This window comes from Mycobacterium pseudokansasii (assembly GCF_900566075.1).
Classification (GTDB): Bacteria; Actinomycetota; Actinomycetes; order Mycobacteriales; family Mycobacteriaceae; genus Mycobacterium; species Mycobacterium pseudokansasii.
The window spans coordinates 3,391,357-3,408,722 of record NZ_UPHU01000001.1; the positions used below are offsets into that span (position 1 = coordinate 3,391,357).

Consider the following 17,366-nt stretch of genomic DNA (forward strand, 5'->3'; position numbering starts at 1 on the left):
TCGGACCCGAAGTGGCATCACTCGTGCGCGGGCGGGCTCGTCCGGGATTTGCGCGGATAGGGTCCGCGGTCGTCGGCCGCTCAACCGGCTCCGCCTCGATTGTGGCGACCAATCGTCACTCCTGGTGTGGTGCATTCGGGTTTCACTGCGGCCGGCATCACGCTACTCCTGGGAGCCCAACGCTGACATGGGTTTACCTCACCGCGTGGCCACAGCGTCGGCAACGCGCGCATGCTGGCGCCCGGCGGCATTCGGATTCGACCACGGATTCAACGACCCCGGGCCCATTCCGGCTTCCCGGCTCAGGTCGGCTTAAGTCGGGTTAGGTCGGCTTGGGTCGGGTTGGGTGGGTCAGGTCGGCGCGAAATCCGGTGTGAGGTCCGTCGTCGGACATCGGGGACGACAATGGTTGGCGCACCGACGATTTCGCCGTTGGAGGGTGCCGGGAGCGCCGGTACGTCGATACCGCCGTCCGACGCCCCGATCGTGTCTCGGCCCCGGAAGGCATTCATCAGCCGGCCGAGACTGGTTTCCGCCATCCCGAGCATTAGCTGTGGGCCAGCTGAAAGCTGGCTGAAAGTCTAACCGCGCGACTGAAGCGAAATTACGCTCGCGCTAAGCCGAGAGGTCGGTGATCAGCCTTGCCCGCAACAGGCGGCAGGTTGCTGATGTCGAATCCAATTGCACCACCGCAATTGCCGCAGCGCAGGCACCCATATGGCCGCTGCACCACTGAGTCATCGAGTTCGGCGGGTGAGGAGATGGCAATGCCGTTTGTGATCGCTGCGCCGGAGATGATCGCTGCTGCGGCAGCGGATTTGGCCACGATGAGCTCGGCGTTGAGCGCTGCGAACGCGGCGGTAGCGGGGCCGACGACGGCGGTACTGGCCGCGGGTGCCGACGAAGTGTCAGCGGCCATCGCGGCAGTGTTCACTTCGCACGGTCAGGACTACCAAGCGCTCAGTACCAAGATGGCCGTGCTGCACGACCAGTTCGTGCAAGCATTGCCGGGGTCAGCGGGCTCCTACGTCGGCGCCCAGGCCGCCAATGTCTCGCCTCTGCAAGCCGTGGAGCAGGACCTGCTCAATGTGATCAACGCGCCGACCCTGGCCGTGCTGGGTCGCCCACTCATCGGCAACGGCGCCAACGGGGCCCCGGGAACCGGGGCCAACGGCGCGCCCGGCGGCCTGTTGTACGGCAACGGCGGAGCCGGCGGGTCGGGGGCAACCAACCACAACGGCGGCAACGGCGGGGCCGCCGGGTTGATCGGCAACGGCGGCGCCGGCGGGGCGGGCGGAAACGGCGGGATAGTCGTCGGCACGGGCGGTAACGGCGGGGCCGGCGGAGCCGGCGGCCTGCTGTTGGGCAACGGCGGCCGTGGCGGAGCCGGCGGGCTCGCCTCCGGCAACAACCTCGGCGGCGCGGGCGGGGCGGGCGGGACCGGCGGCCTGCTGTTCGGCACCGGCGGCGCCGGAGGGGCCGGCGGGTCCAGCGGTAACGGTCTCGGCGGGGCCGGCGGAGTCGGCGGAACCGGTGGCGCGCTGTTCGGGACCGGCGGCGCCGGCGGTTCGGGCGGGGCCGGCGACGTCGGAAGCGGCGGCGCCGGTGGAACCGGGGGTGCCGGCGGCTTGGTGGGCGGCGCCGGCGGTGCCGGCGGGAGCGGCGCAGCGGGCAACGTCAACGGCGGAACCGGCGGCACCGGCGGAACCGGCGGCCTGCTGTTCGGCAATGGGGGCCACGGCGGCACCGGCGGCGTAGGTCTGACCGGTGCCGGCGGGGACGGCGGGGCCGGCGGCAACGCCGGCATGCTGTTCGGTAGCGGGGCGGACGGCGGGGCGGGCGGCGGCGGCCTCACCACCGGCGGGACCGGCGGCGCGGGCGGTACGGCCGCCGCCCTGATCGGCAACGGCGGCACCGGTGGCGGCGGCGGCGCCGGCGCCACCGCCGGTAAAGGCGGGATCGGTGCCGCGGGTGGGCTGGTCGGCAATGGCGGAGTCGGCGGAAACGGTGGAGACGGGTTAGGCATGGTCGGCGTTGGCGGGGCCGGCGCGGCCGGCGGCAAGGCGGGCTTGTTCTTCGGTAACGGCGGGGCCGGCGGAGCCGGCGGCACCGGCAACCAAAGTGCGGGCGCCGGAGGTGCGGGCGGCAACGCCGGCTTGCTGATCGGCGTCGGCGGAGCCGGGGGAGAAGGCGGGATCGGTGGGATCACCGCGGGCAAGGGCGGCGCCGGTGGCACCGGCGCCCTGGTGATCGGCAACGGCGGCGACGGCGGCGACGGCGGAAACTCCTTCCAGCGCAACGGCGGCGACGGCGGAACCGGCGGCAACGCGGGTCTGTTCGGTGGCGGAGGCACCGGCGGCGCCGGCGGCGGGAGCGGCAGCGGCGGGGGCCCGGTCGGCAAGGGCGGCAACGGCGGCAACGGCGGCAACGCCCAGTTGGTCGGAAACGGCGGCAGCGGCGGCAACGCCGGGCCTGGTGTTCCCCCCGGCGTTCCCGGTGCCGGCGGCACCGGAGGGCTGTTGTTCGGCGCAACCGGGGTTAACGGGTTGGCCTAGGAACCCGGCCGATTCCGCAACGGTTGCCTGGGCTCCCGACAACTGATTTCGCAATGTGACCAGGAACGTCAGGGGGCCAACGCGGCGCGGGCGGCGGCATGCGTCTGTCGTGCGTACCCGCCGCCGAACAGGACAACGTGCGCCAGTAGCGGGAAGAGCTGGTGTAGCCCGATTCGGTTGCGCCACCCGGGTTTCAGCGATCGCACCCGTTGGTATCCGGCAAGAATAGCGTCGTAGTGCGGGCAGCCGAACAGCGCCAGCATCGCCAGATCGGTCTCGCGGTGGCCGGCGTGCGCTGCCGGGTCGATCAGCACCGCCCCGGTGGGCGTCCACACGAGATTGCCGCTCCACAAATCCCCGTGCAGCCGAGCGGGCTGGTCGTCGTCGTCGAAATCACCTGCACGGCAACGCCTGACGACACCGTCGATCAGGCCCCGGGTCGACGCGTCCAGGCGCGCGGCTGCCAGATCGGCCATCGGGGCCAGCCGCTCCTCGGCATAGAATTCGCCCCAGCGTTGGTGCCGCCGTAGCGACATCGGCAACAGCTGCGACAACGGCCCAAAGAACCCCGGTCCGTCCCACCCGTCGGGCCCTGCGCCGAACGCCGGTGCACCCGCGTCGTGGGTGACGGCAAGCCGGCTGCCGAACGTGTATGCCGCTTCAGGGCTCGGTGTCACCGAATCAAGCCGCCGCAGGGTCAGGCTCGTTGCGTCGACTGATACGACCGTGGCGCACGGCACGCCGCCGTCGACACTTGAAAGCCATTGCAGCCCTGCGGCTTCCCAGGCGAAGTAGCCGGCGGGCGCGCCAGCATGGCGCTTGACGAACTCGGTCACGGTACTTTCAGAGGAGCGATGGTCATCTGTCGCGCTTCTCCCAACATGGGCCGCCGAATCTGTGCCGTCGCACGGCCGGCACTGGCGGCAGGCGGCCTACCGAAATGCCCGATTGCCGTATCTGTCGAGGGAGACGACTTCTCCGACTGGCCGGCGCGTCGTGGGACCGTACTTGCCGATCGGCCAGCCAAGAGGGATTACCGCGCACGGGGTGACATTCCATGGCAGCCCCAATGCCCGCCGCGCCAGTAGCGTGCTCCACAGCGGCACGGTGATCAATGCCGCACCCAGCCCCGCCGCACGTGCGGCCAGCAGCAGGTTCTGCACCGCGGGAAAAATGGAACCATAAGCGCTGCTCGTCGCGACCGTCGGCCAGGGTGGAATGACGCCCCTGAGGCACGCGACGACGACGACGGGGATCTCCTCGAAATGGTCGGCCTGCCATTGCACGGCCTTTTGCAGCCGAAGCATCTTCTCGTCACCGCGGCGTTCGAAGGAACGCTTGTACATCGGACTGACGAGGTTCATGGCTCTGCGGTTCAAACGGCCCAGCTTTGCGACTATTTCGCGATCCTTGACCACGATGAACTCCCAATTCTGCGCGTTGGAACCGGTTGGCGCCTTCATCGCCAGCTCGAGTAGATGGAGCACGAGGCTGTCATCGACCGGATCGCTCTTGAGCCGACGGATGGCACGCTGAGTGCGCATCGCCTCTTCGAGTGGCATGGTCAAGGGCTCTTGGTGCGCTGTCATGACCACAATTCAACACGGCCGACCCAGGATGCGATGCCGTCCCACCGGCCCCGTCATAGAGTGACCGCGTGGTCTTGTTGCCCTGGCGAAGACGGCCGCCATCGCCTCATCGGTGCCGGACATGGAAAAGGCGGACCGCCCGATGACCCGAGTCGAGATCGCTGTCGTCGGTGTGCACGTCCTCGACACCCACGTCCTCGGCATCACGTCCATTCCGGAGGGCTCGCAGGGCCAGCTCGTTCCGACGATCAAGATTTCCCCCGCAGGCACAGCGGGCGGTACGGCCGTCGTTCTGAGCCGGCTCGGGGCCGCAGTCCATTCCTTTGGCGCGATCGGCGCCGACGCGATGGGCGACGCCCTGCTGGCGATGCTGTGCCGTGAAGGGGTCGATGTCGGTGGCCTGGTTCGGACCACGGCGGCCCAGACCTCGGCGTCGGTCATCCCGGTGCGCCCAAATGGTGACCGCCCGGCCTGGCATTGCGTGGGCGCCAATGCCATGCTTCGGCTCGAAGACCTCAACCTGGACGAGGTGATCCGGTCGTCGCACCTGCACCTGGGCGGTCCCGAGTTTCTCGGGGGTCCGGCGGCCGGCGAGCTGCTGCAGTATGCAAAGAGCAACGGGCTCAGCACCTCTGTGGACATTCTCGCGGCGGGGGACCCCGGGCTGCTGCAGTGGATCGCCGACGTCCTGGCGCACACTGACTATCTGTTACCCAACGACGAACAGGTGCTCGGTCTCACCGGCGCGGCTGACGTCTTAGCCGGCGCACGTTGTCTGCTTGCCGCAGGCCCCGGCTGTGTGGCGGTGACCCAGGGCAGCAAAGGCGCACTGATCGTCTCCCATGACGAAACCGTCGAAGTGCCCGCGTTTGCCATTGATGTGGTCGACACCACCGGTTGCGGTGACGCGTTCTCGGCCGGATTCATACTCGGGCGCACGCTCGGGCGCGACCTCAGAGGTGCGGCTCGCCTCGGATGCGCTACCGCAGCGCATGTCGCCACCGGAATCGGAACCGACGCCGGCGCATACGATTTCGATGTGGTCGAAGCGCTCGCGAGCGGCGATCACAGTGCCACCGCTTAATGAAACGCGTTGGAAGTCTTCGTCGCACATCGAGGATGTCGGGACAGCGAGATCAGTAATCCTTGATTGTCACGGACACTCGCGGCGTCGGGTCGTCATCACTGTGGGGGAGCCGCTGCCATGCTGCATCGACCAACGGCTGCAGAAACAGCTCGCCCATGAGCCGCACCAGCACGGCGATCGCCTGCTTTGATTCGTGACGTCCGGTGGAGGCCACTCCGCTTGCACGCAGTTCCGCGACCTCACGACGGACGTTATCGATCAAGACGTCGAGCAGCGGTATCCGCTCATTCTTCTCTAATTCGAACGCCTCACGGCGGATGTAATTGAGCACCGGGGGGTTTTCGGCCAGCATGCGCTGGACCGCCTCCCGCCGAGCGGTTGCCGCCTCCGCGGGGCCGGCCTGATTGTCTACTTCGGCGACCGCTTGCCAGAAATAGTCCGCGACGAGCTCATCGACGGCCTGGCGAAGCCCGGCCTTGGTCTTGAAGTGATGCTGGACCAGTCCCAGCGTCACCCCGGCCTCGGCCGCGATCGCGCGCAGCGACACCCGGTCCTCGCCGTACTGCGCGTACAGATCCAACGCCGCGTTTCGGATCCTGGCCTTGGCGGTCAGGTCATCGTTTGTCGCCCGGGGGTTCTGCACATCGGACCTCCTTCTAATGCAGTCGCAGGAATCGTACCGAGACCGCGGGGGGCTCGGCGCTGAACAGTTCTTCGGCCGCAGAGCATTATTTTGAACGTCAGTGAGCGCGTAATAGGTCGCGACTGTCTCTGCCGCCGCAATCCGTTGATCCAATGACGAGTCGCACCCCCGGACCCATGGTCTCGGAACGGGTTTGCGGTTGTGACGTTGCTGCTGGTTCCTGAAGAGTTGGTGGCGGTGCGGCGGTGAGCCATTACGCACAGCAGCGACACAAGTGCTACATTGCGTAGCACTTGTGTCGCTACACTTGTCGTTATGGGGACCACGATCAGTCAGCGGGAACTCCGAAACGACAGCGGGGCGATTATGCGCCGCGTCGAGGGAGGAGAGCGCTTCACGGTCACCAGGAATGGAATCCCGGTGGCTGACCTGGTGCCCCATGACCGGGCCGCGGCAGATCGACGCCGACGATTCGTGCCGGTGGCAGAGGTCGCAGCCGGCCTCAGGCGGCTTCCGGACTGGGACGTTGAACGCTTCGCCGCCGAACTACGTCGGCTCGACGCCACGGTGGACGACAGCGACGCCGAGCCCTGGGGCAGCACCCGGTGATCACGGTTCATGAACGCGTGCTGCTGGATACGTCCGTGGTGATCGACTATCCGGCCGACGCGGTAGCTGCTCATGCTGATGCGGCCGCGGTCAGCACAATCACACTTGCCGAACTGTCGTATGGCCTGCATACCGAGGATCCGCTGCTTAGCGCCGCGCGCGAGCAGCGATACCACTGGATCGCCGATACATTCGAGCCAATACCGTTCGACGCGGGTGCCGCACGCATCTACGGGGCTTTGTGCGCGAATGTTCGTGCGGTCGGCCGAGATCCGAAGCCGCGCCGATTCGACATACTGATCGCCGCGGTCGCCGTCGCTCTCGGGATTCCGCTAATGACCCGCAACGAGAACGACTTCCGGGGCATTCACAGCGCCCTGCGCATCATCACCGTGTAAGAGCAAGGCCAAGTGGACGTGTTCGACCGGCGCTCCGGGCAGTCCTGGTAACCCGCCATCTTCGATTCCGTCGTATTCCCGCTCATGAGGTCACCGTGGAACCGTGAGCGGCGCTACGGCGTGCGAGGTCGATACTGCGATACCGGCCGACCCGCCCTAGGGATGGTGGGGGAGACCGCTCGTTTGCCGGCGACTGAACGACTCCGCTCCCTCGATGCGGCTGACGTTCTGGCTTTCCCGTCCGCACGTTCGCGTTCGGCCGGGCCGATACATGTTTCAGGTGGATCGAGACGAAAATTTCATGACGGTTTCGGTTGGGCAAAGTTACTGCAGCTTGCTCTCGATACGAGGGCGATATCGCCTGTTTGGTTTTAATGTTGGCTTCTATGGCCGGACTGAAGAATTACGTGAAGCGCTGGCGCACAGCGCTTCACGTATCCATGTCGGCACTGATAGTTGCCATCCTCGGACTCGCCATCACCCCCGTAGCTCATGCGGCTGCGGCGACGGCGACGTTGTCGGTCGAACATACATGGCAGACCGGTTTCATCGCTCGCTTCACCATCACCAACTCGAGCATGGTGCCGCTTGCCGATTGGAAGCTTGAATTCGACATGCCGGTGGGACAATCCGTCTTGCACACGTGGAACAGCACCGTCACCCAATCTGGCACGCACTATGTTCTCACCCCCGCGAACTGGAATCGCGTCATAGCGCCCGGTGGTTCAGCCACAGGTGGTCTCAGAGGCGTGCTGAGCGGTTCCTACTCGCCACCGTCGAATTGCCTGCTCAACGGGCAATATCCATGCAGCTAGAGGCGGTGTCGGCGGACATGAAAAAATGCCCACTGGCGGACATGGAAATGCCCGTTCGCGGCCAATAAGAACTGCCCACCGGCGGACACGAAAGTGCCCGCAGGCGGCCATGAATCTGCCCAGACCTACCTGATCCCGCCCGGCGCGTCAGCGCCGTGGCGGCCTCTCCTGTGGTTTCGATGTCGATGCCTAGTCGAATCGAAACCCGCAGGAGAGACCTACTTGAAGTCTGACGGAGAACTCATGGAAATACTCAATGCCTACGACCTGACCGGCTCCTACCGCGCCGCTGCAGAGCTGTGCGGGTGCTCGCACCACACCGTGAAGAAAGCGGTCGACGACCGCGACGCTGGTCTGCCGCCGGCGGTTCGGCGAGCCCGGATGATCGATGATTGGCGCGACGTCCTGGAGGGCTGGGTCTGTGATTCGAAGGGAAAGATCCGCGGCGACAAAGCCCACGAAAAGTTGGTGGCGTTGGGATATACCGGCACTGACCGCACGACCCGACGTGCGTTGGCTGAAGTCAAATCGCAATGGCGACTGGGCAATACGCGGGTGCACCGGCCCTGGATCACCGAGCCCGGACTGTGGCTGCAGTACGACTTTGCCGACGGCCCGATGGTGGCCGGCCGGCGGATCGTGCTGTTGGTGGCGTGGTTGGCGTGGAGCCGATACCGGGTGGTGATCGCGTTGCGGGACCGCACCGCGCCCAGTGTCTTCGCCGGACTGGACCGAATCTTTCGGATCGTGGGCGGTGCGCCGACCTACCTGCTGACCGACAACGAGAAAACCGTCACCACCGGACACATCGCTGGGGTCCCGGTCCGCAACCGCCTGGCGGTGACCTTCGGGCGCTACTACGGCATCTCGGTATTGACTTGTGAACCCGCCGACCCGGCGTCCAAAGGTGGCGTGGAGAACGCGGTGAAACTCGCCAAAGCCGACATCGTGCCCACCGATACCAACCTGCTACCCGAGTACGACAGTTTCGCCGACGTCGAAACAGCATGCGCGCAGTTCGTCACCGACATCAATGCCCGCGTGCACCGCACCACCGGCCGTCGACCAGTCGAGATGCTCAGCCAGGAACGCCCCGCCCTGCACGCGGTACCCGACCTACCCCACACCGCCGCTCTCGGAGTGACCCGCCGAGTCCCCGACAACACCCCCATGGTCACCTTCGAACACTGCCAATACTCGCTACCGGCAACACTATTGGGGCACACCGTGTGGATCCGACACCACGACCACACCGGCGAGGTCGTCATCTGTGCTCTCGATGACGCAGGCCCGGTGGAGGTGGCGCGACACCACCGCGCCACCCCGGGCAGCCCCGCCATCAACGACAGTCACTTCCCCGGGCACCGCGACAGGATTCCCGGCGATTACCGCGTCCGGGCCCGCACCGTCTCCGAGCAGACATTCTTGGCGCTGGGTCCCGGTGCGGCGGTGTGGCTCAAAGAAGCGGCCGCCGTCGGCACCGAACGCATCCTGCAGAAAATGGCCCACGCCGTCGAACTCTCCGCGTTGGCCGGTCGCGCGGATGTCGACTGGGCCTTGGGTCATGCGGCCGTGCATGGCCGCTTCGCCACCGGCGACTTGGATTCCATCCTTGCCGCCAAGGGCCTAGACCTGACCCGTCGCGGCGCCGGTGAGGACACCTCACTGGCGCAAGGCACCAGCGGGTGGAACCTGTTCGGCGCCAACATCATCGATGCCCCTGAGGCAGGTATCGCATGAACACCACCACCACCGCGGCGCTGCCCGCCGACGTCGAAACCTTGATGCGTGGGCTGCGGTTGCCGCACGCCCGGGCGATCGCCGCCGACGTGCTGGCCACCGCCCGCGCGCAACGCTGGGATCCCACCGAAGTCATCAAAGCACTGTTGGCCGAAGAATCCGCCGGCCGCGCCCGCTCCATGCTGGCCTCCCGCCGCAAAGCCGCCGGCTTCCCCACTGGGAAGACCTTCGACGCGTGGGACCCGGCCGCATCCTCGATCCCGCTGCCTACCCAACACGCGCTACAGACCCTGGAATGGGTGGGTCGTCGTGAAAATCTGGTGGTCTGCGGGCCCGCCGGCACCGGTAAGACGTTCTTCCTCGAAGCCCTGGGGCAGAAAGTCATTGAGGCCGGTATGCCGGTGGCGTGGTTCACCCTCGAGCAGATCGGGGTGCTCGTGCGGGCGCACCGCGCTGACGATTCCCTCGGAAAGGCCGTGGCCAAGATCGTGCGCGCTGAGCTCGTCGTCATTGATGACGTCGGGCTACTCCCGGTCGGCGCGGATGCCGCAGAAGGGCTTTACCGCATTGTCGAAGCAGCCTATGAGCGCAGGTCGGTGGCGATCTCGTCCAATCTGCACCCGAGCGGCTTCGACGAGCTGATGCCCAAAACATTGGCCACCGCGACCGTCGACCGACTCCTGCACCATGCGCACCTGTGCCAAACCAGCGGAGACTCCGTGCGCCTGGCCCAAGCCCTGCACGGGAAAGGAGTCAAACCCCTGACCTGACACACGCTACCGGTGGCGGACCCACCGTCATGGGCAGATTCGTGTCCGCCACTGGGCAGTTCTTATTGGCCACCTACGAGCAGTTCTCATGTCCGCCCATGGGCAGTTTCAGCTGTCCATTGACAAGGCGGCGGAGCACTGAGGCTCGACGGCTCCGACAGTGCGGCCATGCCGCATAGGCTCAGTGAACAGATGTGCCGATCCCACTGCCGCCGAGTGTTGCCCTGAACAGCGCAAATCTCCCGGAGACCGAGAATTTCGGACTCGACTGAGCACCCAAACTCGGGTTCGGTAGCGCCCGGGTACCTGTGCAGAAGGGTATGCCCGCCGATCAGCTTCATGTGCCGTTAGCTCGCCAGACCAGAGCGGCGCCAAAAGGGCATACCTCCGATAACCGACGTGGTTATCTGCGTGTCCTGCCGCCACCCCGAAGGCGGTGACGCGCCTGACGCAATACGCAGTGTTTCGTTGGATATCGGCGGTGTCGAGATCTGTTGAATTCCCTTGGCAGCGACGCCTGCCGGGGCGAGGGGAGCCCGGCCAGGATTCCGCTCGCCGCGGAGCCCTTCATATTGCCGCAACAGTCGGTGTGCGCACGACACCAGTCTCGGGTTGGTCCCGACATCGAGATAACCCTATGCGGTGAAATCAGTGCTGCGCACGCTGAACAGGCTGACTCCGGAACCAAATCTGATGCCGTCGCAGGTGGGCCGTCGGGAGCACACCTGCATATACGGCAGCGGCGGAATGGCTGATCCAGGATTGTCAAGAATTCGACACCGCCGATAGATTCACCACCTGGTCACAAATCGGTGACATCGGGTTCTGCGAACATCGCACAGGTCTTCGGCAATCTGCGCCGGCGGACATGGAGAAATACTGTTATAGGTGGCCTATCGTTGCCAGAGTCCGATCCCACAAGTCGCTGGCAAGGTGCCGGTCACAGGCCGTGCGGCTGGCTTTCGCGATCTCGCTCTTCGCGTAATATTCGCCTGGCTGCCAATCGATTCCGGGTGTACTTGACGCGAGCCAGGCCAGCGGCGCGGCTCCCTGCTCTGCGGTCGCAAACAGTCGGGGAAGCGACAGCTTTTCCAAGAGCGCAAAAACCTGTGAACCCGAAGCCCGGCTGAAATTGGTGGCGACCACACCAGGGTGTACCGCTGCAACCGAGAGCCCGTCAGGATGGTAGCGTCGATGTAATTCCCTGGTGAACAAGATGTTTGCCAGCTTCGAGATGGCATAGGCGACGATGGGACGGCGCCGCAGGGTGTTCTCGAAGTCGGCAATGGCGATATTACGAACCCATTTATGCGCCCCGCTGGACGTATTGATTACACTGGCCCGGGACTCGACCAATAAATCCAAAAGCTGCGTAGTGAGTAGAAATGGCGCCAAGTAGTTGACCTGATAAGTTATCTCGTAGCCGTCAGCCGTCAGGTAGGGTTTGTTGGTCATTCCACCCGCATTGTTGACCAGTACGTCGATACGCGGGTACTGCGAACGAATTTTGTCTGCCAGGGCTCGAACCTGCCAAAGATCAGCGAAGTCTGCCACGAAATAGTCCGCGCCTAATTCCGCGGCCACCGCGGTAGTCTTGCTTCGGCTCCGGCCAACAACGACGACGTTTTCGTCGTTGTGACTTAGCCGGCGTGCCGCCGCAGCGCCAATGCCGTCGCTGGCACCGGTAATGACGATCGTCCTTGCTGACACGCTGGGAGCATATCGCGGCGCTTGACACCAGAAGACGACATTGCTGTTCAAATGACCCTCAGCTTCGCCGAGATGCGTCGTGTTGTGTTGATGCGCGGCTGCGCATGGTGCTGTCATCTCGCCAGGGAATGGTCCGCCAGACCAGATGCGGGCCATTGACCAAGCGCTGCGCTTTGTCCTGGTGTTGCGAATCAGCATCGCTGACTACGCTGCGCACGACGACATCTTCGACGGCGACGTCGCACGGCTGCCTGCATTCCAGCGTCATCATCGCCGTCGAGCACAGCGAGCTTGCCAGCGGCGATAGCGGTTGCAATATGCAGGACTTTAACCTGACATAATGTCGCTTATCGGCAGATCGCAGCTGTGAGTCCATGTAGTGAGAGTGCTCGCACGTCTGTGACATCTTCGACTGCACACTTCAACAACCTGTTCGAATTCCAATCATCCAGGACGACGGTGGCCCGTCCACGCAAAGCTGAGGACCCACAAAGCCGCTGGCCAGTCCCACAGCGCTGTGCCAGTCGGATGTGTCGCCCAACCCTTCCGGCCCCCTCCCCGCCAGGGCGCGCGATACGTCACGGTGACGAATTCACTTGTGAACAAAGGGGCGCATTGATGCGACGCGTCTTATCCGATCGGTGCCATCGATGTGGCGCGAGTTGCCCACTACGCTTGCGTCCTGGAGCGCATCCGACGCCCTGCCGTAACGGGCAATATGTCACCGTGACGAATTGCGCTGCGCTGCAGGGTAATCGACGTTCTGCGGCGCGCCCTCGTCAAATCGATCCGTCACAGTATGCCGAGCGTGCCGTGCAAGTTCGGGACTATGAGATCAGCGCAGCCACAATCGATGCCGCCTCGCCGAGGGCGGTTGCGCCTACCGCGCCGATCGGTTCACCGAGCGCTGAACTCGGTAACCATTGAACGAGTTCGGGAAGAAGGGTGCCTTCGGGCTGATCGATGGGGACAACCATCGCCATCGCGCCCTCCGGGATTCGGCCGGGGATGAAGGGGCAGATGATGACACGGCCGGTGTTGGCGGCGAGGTGGATCGCGTTGGAGAGCACCGCCACGTAGAGTTCGCGGCTGCTGTCTTGGCGCGGCGCGATGTCGCCAGGCGCGATCACAAGCCCGCAGCCCGGTTTGCCCCATATACCTGCTCGGCGTAGGAGTCGATATTCAACGCCGGCGCTGTACGGGTTGTGTATGTGTGCAGTGCGCGACGCAGATGTTCGTTGCGCAGCGCCCGCTCGATCATCTCTGATCGATTCAGTCCGGCAGCCTTGGCGTCAGCGTCAGCGTCCGCCAGCACGGCCGCGTCGACAGTGACGGAGATCTTCTCTTTGGGCATATAGTCATACTACCAATTATCCTACCGTCCGCCACCGCCTGACTACTTAGATCATCTATCGAGAGCCCCAATTTGCCGCTCCCCTACACACGGTGTTGAAATATATTGTCGGAGTTAGCCTTATACGACCTGGACGGGTGTCTTTGACGTCGCGCGTGGCTCGACCGCTGCGTCAGCGGGCACCACGATCTTGGAAACAGGCTTCGGCAAAGGCCAGCATCGACGGGAACTCCCAGTCCGGCCTGACCGAGGTGTCGGGGGCGGGGGTGGCGCCCCAACCGGGCCGGTCGTGGCGGCGGTTGATCCAGACTGTTGCCAGCCCGGCGGCTTTAGCCGGAACATGGTCATGGAACAGGCTCTGCGCAACGTGTAGCACCTTGTCGCTGCCGATGCCGCGTCGAGCGGCGCAGGCGAGCAGCGCTTCGAAGTTCCGCGCCGACGGTTTGTATGAGCCGACATCTTCTGCGGTGATGATGTCGGTGAACGACACACCGAGGCGCTGATTGCTGCCCGCAAAGGACACGCGGTCAACGTTGGATAAGACGATCAACTCGTAGTGTTCGGCCAACGATGCCAGCGCCACCTGGGAGTCGGGGAATGCCGGCCAGTCGGGCACCGACGCCGCCAGTTGCGCCGCCTCTGCCCGGTTTACCGGCACGCCGAGATCTTGCCCGACCGCCATCATGGTTCGCGCCACGACGTCGGGGTACGGGGCGGTTGGATTCTGCACCTCGAACCGCGTCTCGTGCTGGCCGTATATGGTCAGCAATCGTTCGTCGTCGACGTCTCTACGATGGCTGCGCGCCCATGGCCCCAGCACGGCGGAGATGCCCTTCTCCCAGTCGATAAGCGTTCCATAGCAGTCGAAGCTCAACGCCTGAAAGCCGGACAACCTCATTGCACTTTCCCCCTTGATCCGTTGCGGATGTTCGTGCAGTCTCACAAATCAGCCAGAATACCTGTGACGCCGGGCGATTCGTTTGATGCTAGCTATGGGCTCGACGCTTGCCCGAACCCTCCAATGGCTAACGCCGCTCAGCGCTCGATGAACAGGTCGGGGCTTTGGGCACCGCCAACCCTGCGCGGCGGCGTCGTCGTCCCAGCGCGGTCGTATTGATAGTCGCAGGGATCTTCGCTGTAGGTTTCCCACCTGTTCGGTTGTGCTATCACGACTTTCGTCGACATCCTCCGACAGATCTTCGAACCGCAACCGCAACCGCTCCACTACGCCGCCTATTGGCGAGCGCACATTACGTCACCGTGGCGGAATATGCCCCGGATTCCATCTCACGACTCCGCCTCGGCTAACGTCGCTGTGGCCGTTGGCTTTCCGGATACACGTAGGTCGCATGGCCTTCTAGGACAAGGTCCCCGCGGAAAATCAACACTTCGTTGGCGAGCCGGCCGCGCTGGTTTCGGTAGTTGACGACGATCGTCTCGACTCCTACATAAACGGCTTCCACCTCGAAACGCAGGTCGGGCAGACGCGCAAGCCCTATGGACCAGTATTCGCGCAACAGGTGCTTGCCGCGGATGACACCGCCGCTTTCGGGCAGCCACTCCGCGGCGAATGGCGAGGTGAACGTGATGTCTTCGTGGAAGAACGCAAGAACGGCATCGAGATCCCGGGCATTCCACGCGGCAGCCCACCGTCGGCAAAAATCGACTGGATCAGATGGCATCCGTCGATGCTAACTGCCCACGTTCCACCCACCGGCTAATCGGCCAACAAGACGCTATGTCTGGAAGCACGACGCCCAAAACCCAAGCGCCACAGGGCAATTTCATCACAGAGTGGCTGCCGTGTGAAGTCACCGGCGGTAGCAGGCTCGTGCGGATACAAGCAATGGCAACTCGACGCTGATCTGCGGGCACGTGCGCGTCCCAGCTCGCAAGATCGCCGAAGGAAACCGCTCTCGCTCGCCAGGCCGTGTGGCCGAACGACTTTGACCGCGCCACGGCGGTGCCGACGTGGCGGTCATCGGGAGGCGTCCCAAAATCTCGCTACGCTAGCACATCGTATATGTCTGTGCATCGTATTTGACATTGTATCGAATATGGCCCCAGATCTGATGTGGAAATGTATCGTGGTGATCACAGCCTCATCGGGGGGCTGAGATCGGGCGAGGAAGGTAAGTGGGCAATGAACTTCTCAGTGCTGCCACCAGAGATCAATTCCGCGCGGATGTTCTCGGGCGCCGGCTCGACGCCAATGTTGGAGGCTGCTGCCGCCTGGAAGACGTTGGCATCCGAGCTCGATTCGGCAGCAGAGTCGTTTTCCTCGATGACGTCAGGCCTGGCGACCGAGGCATGGCAGGGTCCGGCGTCCACGGCGATGCTGGCCGCTGCCGCGCCGTATGCAGGCTGGTTGAGAACAGCGGCGTCCCAAGCCGTGGGGGCCGGCGCGCAGGCCCAAGCCGTCGCGGGCGCGTTTGAGTCGGCGCTAGCAGCCACGGTCCACCCGGTGGCGGTAGCGGCCAATCGTTCTGACTTCGTGTCCCTGGTGCTGTCAAATCTGTTTGGTCAGAACGCGCCGGCAATCGCGGCGGCCGAGAGCATCTACGAGGAGATGTGGGCTCAGGACGTGACCGCGATGGTCGACTATCACGCGGGAGCGGCGGCGGCTGTTGCACAGTTGGTCTCACCCGCGCAAGCGCTACAGAATCTGCCCAACTTCGGCTACGGCAACACCGGCCAAGGCAACATCGGCTTTTTCAACGACGGCACCCTCAACGTCGGCATCGCCAACCTCAGCCCCCACTTCACCCCCACCGACCCCATCACCACCTTCGGCGGCGTCGGCCTGGCCAACACCGGCATCGACAACCTCGGCGCCTACAACTTTGGCCAACAAAACGTCGGCCTGGCCAACACCGGCACCCTCAACCTCGGCATCGCCAACACCGGCACCGCCAACAGCGGCCTACCCCTAAGCCTGCTGCAAACCCTGGGCATCGCCAACCACGGCACCTACAACCAAGGCCTGTTCAACACCGGCAACCACAACATCGGCATCGCCCTCAACGGCGACCACCTCATCGGCATCGGCCCCCTGCACATCAGCGACACCGCCCTCCCCGCCGCCGCCGCGACCACCCTGCCCAACTTCGGCTACGGCAACACCGGCCAAGGCAACATCGGCTTTTTCAACGACGGCACCCTCAACGTCGGCATCGCCAACCTCAGCCCCCACTTCACCCCCACCGACCCCATCACCACCTTCGGCGGCGTCGGCCTGGCCAACACCGGCATCGACAACCTCGGCGCCTACAACTTTGGCCAACAAAACGTCGGCCTGGCCAACACCGGCACCCTCAACCTCGGCATCGCCAACACCGGCACCGCCAACAGCGGCCTACCCCTAAGCCTGCTGCAAACCCTGGGCATCGCCAACCACGGCACCTACAACCAAGGCCTGTTCAACACCGGCAACCACAACATCGGCATCGCCCTCAACGGCGACCACCTCATCGGCATCGGCCCCCTGCACATCAGCGACACCGCCCTCCCCGCCGCCGCCGCGACCACCCTGCCCAACTTCGGCTACGGCAACACCGGCCAAGGCAACATCGGCTTTTTCAACGACGGCACCCTCAACGTCGGCATCGCCAACCTCAGCCCCCACTTCACCCCCACCGACCCCATCACCACCTTCGGCGGCGTCGGCCTGGCCAACACCGGCATCGACAACCTCGGCGCCTACAACTTTGGCCAACAAAACGTCGGCCTGGCCAACACCGGCACCCTCAACCTCGGCATCGCCAACACCGGCACCGCCAACAGCGGCCTACCCCTAAGCCTGCTGCAAACCCTGGGCATCGCCAACCACGGCACCTACAACCAAGGCCTGTTCAACACCGGCAACCACAACATCGGCATCGCCCTCAACGGCGACCACCTCATCGGCATCGGCCCCCTGCACCTCAACACGTAGCTCCGGGTCTGAGGGCGGCCGCCTCAATCCGTCTTGATGGCAAGGTCGCGCCGAACGAGACGTAACGACGACGCCGTGCGCGGAATGCGATGCCGCAACCGCGGAGACGGCGCCGGAAGATCGGAACCGGTTGGCGTGTCGGGTGTCTCGGTACACGCCCAT

General features: G+C 64.7%; 17 protein-coding genes. 8 read left to right on the forward strand and 9 right to left on the reverse strand.

Annotated features, from left to right (window positions below; translation table 11 throughout):
* Positions 1 to 767 precede the first annotated feature (767 nt).
* A complete protein-coding gene (locus EET10_RS15435) occupies positions 768 to 2,555 on the forward strand; it encodes a PE family protein (RefSeq protein WP_122502280.1) in 1,788 nt (595 codons plus the stop codon).
* A gap of 68 nt (positions 2,556 to 2,623) precedes the next feature.
* Here EET10_RS15435 and EET10_RS15440 read toward each other — a convergent pair whose 3' ends face one another.
* Positions 2,624 to 3,391: a fructosamine kinase family protein gene (locus EET10_RS15440; RefSeq protein WP_063466665.1), complete on the reverse strand. Its 768-nt coding sequence runs from the start codon at positions 3,389 to 3,391 to the stop codon at positions 2,624 to 2,626.
* 96 nt (positions 3,392 to 3,487) lie between these two features.
* A complete protein-coding gene (locus EET10_RS15445) occupies positions 3,488 to 4,117 on the reverse strand; it encodes a nitroreductase family protein (protein WP_051490664.1) in 630 nt (209 codons plus the stop codon).
* Positions 4,118 to 4,265: 148 nt separating this feature from the next.
* On the opposite strand from EET10_RS15445, the gene EET10_RS15450 reads away from it, so the two are divergent.
* Entirely contained in the window at positions 4,266 to 5,228 is a 963-nt protein-coding gene (locus EET10_RS15450; RefSeq protein WP_244601960.1) for a carbohydrate kinase family protein, read from the forward strand.
* 52 nt (positions 5,229 to 5,280) lie between these two features.
* Here EET10_RS15450 and EET10_RS15455 read toward each other — a convergent pair whose 3' ends face one another.
* Positions 5,281 to 5,874, reverse strand: a complete 594-nt coding sequence (locus tag EET10_RS15455) for a TetR/AcrR family transcriptional regulator (protein ID WP_036405402.1) — start codon at positions 5,872 to 5,874, stop codon at positions 5,281 to 5,283.
* A 315-nt stretch (positions 5,875 to 6,189) separates the two neighbouring features.
* Between EET10_RS15455 and EET10_RS15460 the strand changes: the two genes are divergently transcribed.
* The 5 genes from EET10_RS15460 (at position 6,190) to EET10_RS15480 (ending at position 10,206) form a co-directional block, all read left to right on the forward strand.
* The gene (locus EET10_RS15460) at positions 6,190 to 6,483 is read left to right on the forward strand and encodes a type II toxin-antitoxin system Phd/YefM family antitoxin (protein WP_036405403.1); all 294 of its coding nucleotides are present in this window, start codon (positions 6,190 to 6,192) and stop codon (positions 6,481 to 6,483) included.
* Positions 6,480 to 6,881 (forward strand): type II toxin-antitoxin system VapC family toxin, encoded by a 402-nt coding sequence (locus EET10_RS15465; protein WP_122502281.1) that lies wholly within the window; start codon positions 6,480 to 6,482, stop codon positions 6,879 to 6,881. Before EET10_RS15460 ends, EET10_RS15465 begins: the two co-directional genes overlap by 4 nt.
* Positions 6,882 to 7,267: 386 nt before the next feature.
* Positions 7,268 to 7,696 carry a cellulose-binding domain-containing protein gene (locus EET10_RS15470; RefSeq protein ID WP_036405404.1) on the forward strand — a complete coding sequence of 143 codons (429 nt, stop codon included), beginning with the start codon at positions 7,268 to 7,270 and terminating at the stop codon, positions 7,694 to 7,696.
* A 222-nt stretch (positions 7,697 to 7,918) separates the two neighbouring features.
* Positions 7,919 to 9,436 carry an IS21 family transposase gene (gene istA, locus EET10_RS15475; RefSeq protein ID WP_122502282.1) on the forward strand — a complete coding sequence of 506 codons (1,518 nt, stop codon included), beginning with the start codon at positions 7,919 to 7,921 and terminating at the stop codon, positions 9,434 to 9,436.
* Positions 9,433 to 10,206 carry an ATP-binding protein gene (locus tag EET10_RS15480; RefSeq protein WP_122502283.1) on the forward strand — a complete coding sequence of 258 codons (774 nt, stop codon included), beginning with the start codon at positions 9,433 to 9,435 and terminating at the stop codon, positions 10,204 to 10,206. Before istA ends, EET10_RS15480 begins: the two co-directional genes overlap by 4 nt.
* An 882-nt stretch (positions 10,207 to 11,088) precedes the next feature.
* Here EET10_RS15480 and EET10_RS15485 read toward each other — a convergent pair.
* The 6 genes from EET10_RS15485 to EET10_RS15510 all read right to left on the reverse strand — a co-directional run bounded on the left by EET10_RS15485 (position 11,089) and on the right by EET10_RS15510 (position 14,952).
* On the reverse strand, positions 11,089 to 11,916 hold the full coding sequence (locus tag EET10_RS15485; RefSeq protein ID WP_036405405.1) for an SDR family NAD(P)-dependent oxidoreductase: 828 nt from the start codon (positions 11,914 to 11,916) through the stop codon (positions 11,089 to 11,091).
* Positions 11,917 to 11,974: 58 nt separating this feature from the next.
* On the reverse strand, positions 11,975 to 12,292 hold the full coding sequence (locus EET10_RS30245; protein WP_136622955.1) for a hypothetical protein: 318 nt from the start codon (positions 12,290 to 12,292) through the stop codon (positions 11,975 to 11,977).
* Between the two features lie 451 nt (positions 12,293 to 12,743).
* A complete protein-coding gene (locus EET10_RS15495; protein ID WP_036405407.1) occupies positions 12,744 to 13,046 on the reverse strand; it encodes a hypothetical protein in 303 nt (100 codons plus the stop codon).
* Positions 13,043 to 13,270: a ribbon-helix-helix protein, CopG family gene (locus EET10_RS15500; RefSeq protein WP_063466475.1), complete on the reverse strand. Its 228-nt coding sequence runs from the start codon at positions 13,268 to 13,270 to the stop codon at positions 13,043 to 13,045. Before EET10_RS15500 ends, EET10_RS15495 begins: the two co-directional genes overlap by 4 nt.
* Positions 13,271 to 13,442: 172 nt before the next feature.
* On the reverse strand, positions 13,443 to 14,213 hold the full coding sequence (locus tag EET10_RS15505) for an HAD family hydrolase (protein ID WP_244601961.1): 771 nt from the start codon (positions 14,211 to 14,213) through the stop codon (positions 13,443 to 13,445).
* Between the two features lie 361 nt (positions 14,214 to 14,574).
* Entirely contained in the window at positions 14,575 to 14,952 is a 378-nt protein-coding gene (locus EET10_RS15510) for a nuclear transport factor 2 family protein (protein ID WP_063466471.1), read from the reverse strand.
* Between the two features lie 461 nt (positions 14,953 to 15,413).
* On the opposite strand from EET10_RS15510, the gene EET10_RS15515 reads away from it, so the two are divergent.
* The gene (locus EET10_RS15515) at positions 15,414 to 17,204 is read left to right on the forward strand and encodes a PPE family protein (protein WP_122502284.1); all 1,791 of its coding nucleotides are present in this window, start codon (positions 15,414 to 15,416) and stop codon (positions 17,202 to 17,204) included.
* The last annotated feature ends 162 nt before the right edge of the window (positions 17,205 to 17,366 follow it).

Bases quoted from the DNA above. Each gene is read 5' to 3' on its own strand.
- EET10_RS15450 (WP_244601960.1), top strand. From the start codon at position 4,266: ATGGAAAAGGCGGACCGCCCGATGACCCGAGTCGAGATCGCTGTCGTC.
- EET10_RS15470 (WP_036405404.1), top strand. From the start codon at position 7,268: ATGGCCGGACTGAAGAATTACGTGAAGCGCTGGCGCACAGCGCTTCAC.
- EET10_RS15435 (WP_122502280.1), top strand. From the start codon at position 768: ATGCCGTTTGTGATCGCTGCGCCGGAGATGATCGCTGCTGCGGCAGCG.
- EET10_RS15460 (WP_036405403.1), top strand. From the start codon at position 6,190: ATGGGGACCACGATCAGTCAGCGGGAACTCCGAAACGACAGCGGGGCG.
- EET10_RS15515 (WP_122502284.1), top strand. From the start codon at position 15,414: ATGAACTTCTCAGTGCTGCCACCAGAGATCAATTCCGCGCGGATGTTC.
- EET10_RS15510 (WP_063466471.1), bottom strand. From the start codon at position 14,952: ATGCCATCTGATCCAGTCGATTTTTGCCGACGGTGGGCTGCCGCGTGG.
- EET10_RS15500 (WP_063466475.1), bottom strand. From the start codon at position 13,270: ATGCCCAAAGAGAAGATCTCCGTCACTGTCGACGCGGCCGTGCTGGCG.
- EET10_RS15445 (WP_051490664.1), bottom strand. From the start codon at position 4,117: ATGCCACTCGAAGAGGCGATGCGCACTCAGCGTGCCATCCGTCGGCTC.
- EET10_RS30245 (WP_136622955.1), bottom strand. From the start codon at position 12,292: ATGGACTCACAGCTGCGATCTGCCGATAAGCGACATTATGTCAGGTTA.
- EET10_RS15480 (WP_122502283.1), top strand. From the start codon at position 9,433: ATGAACACCACCACCACCGCGGCGCTGCCCGCCGACGTCGAAACCTTG.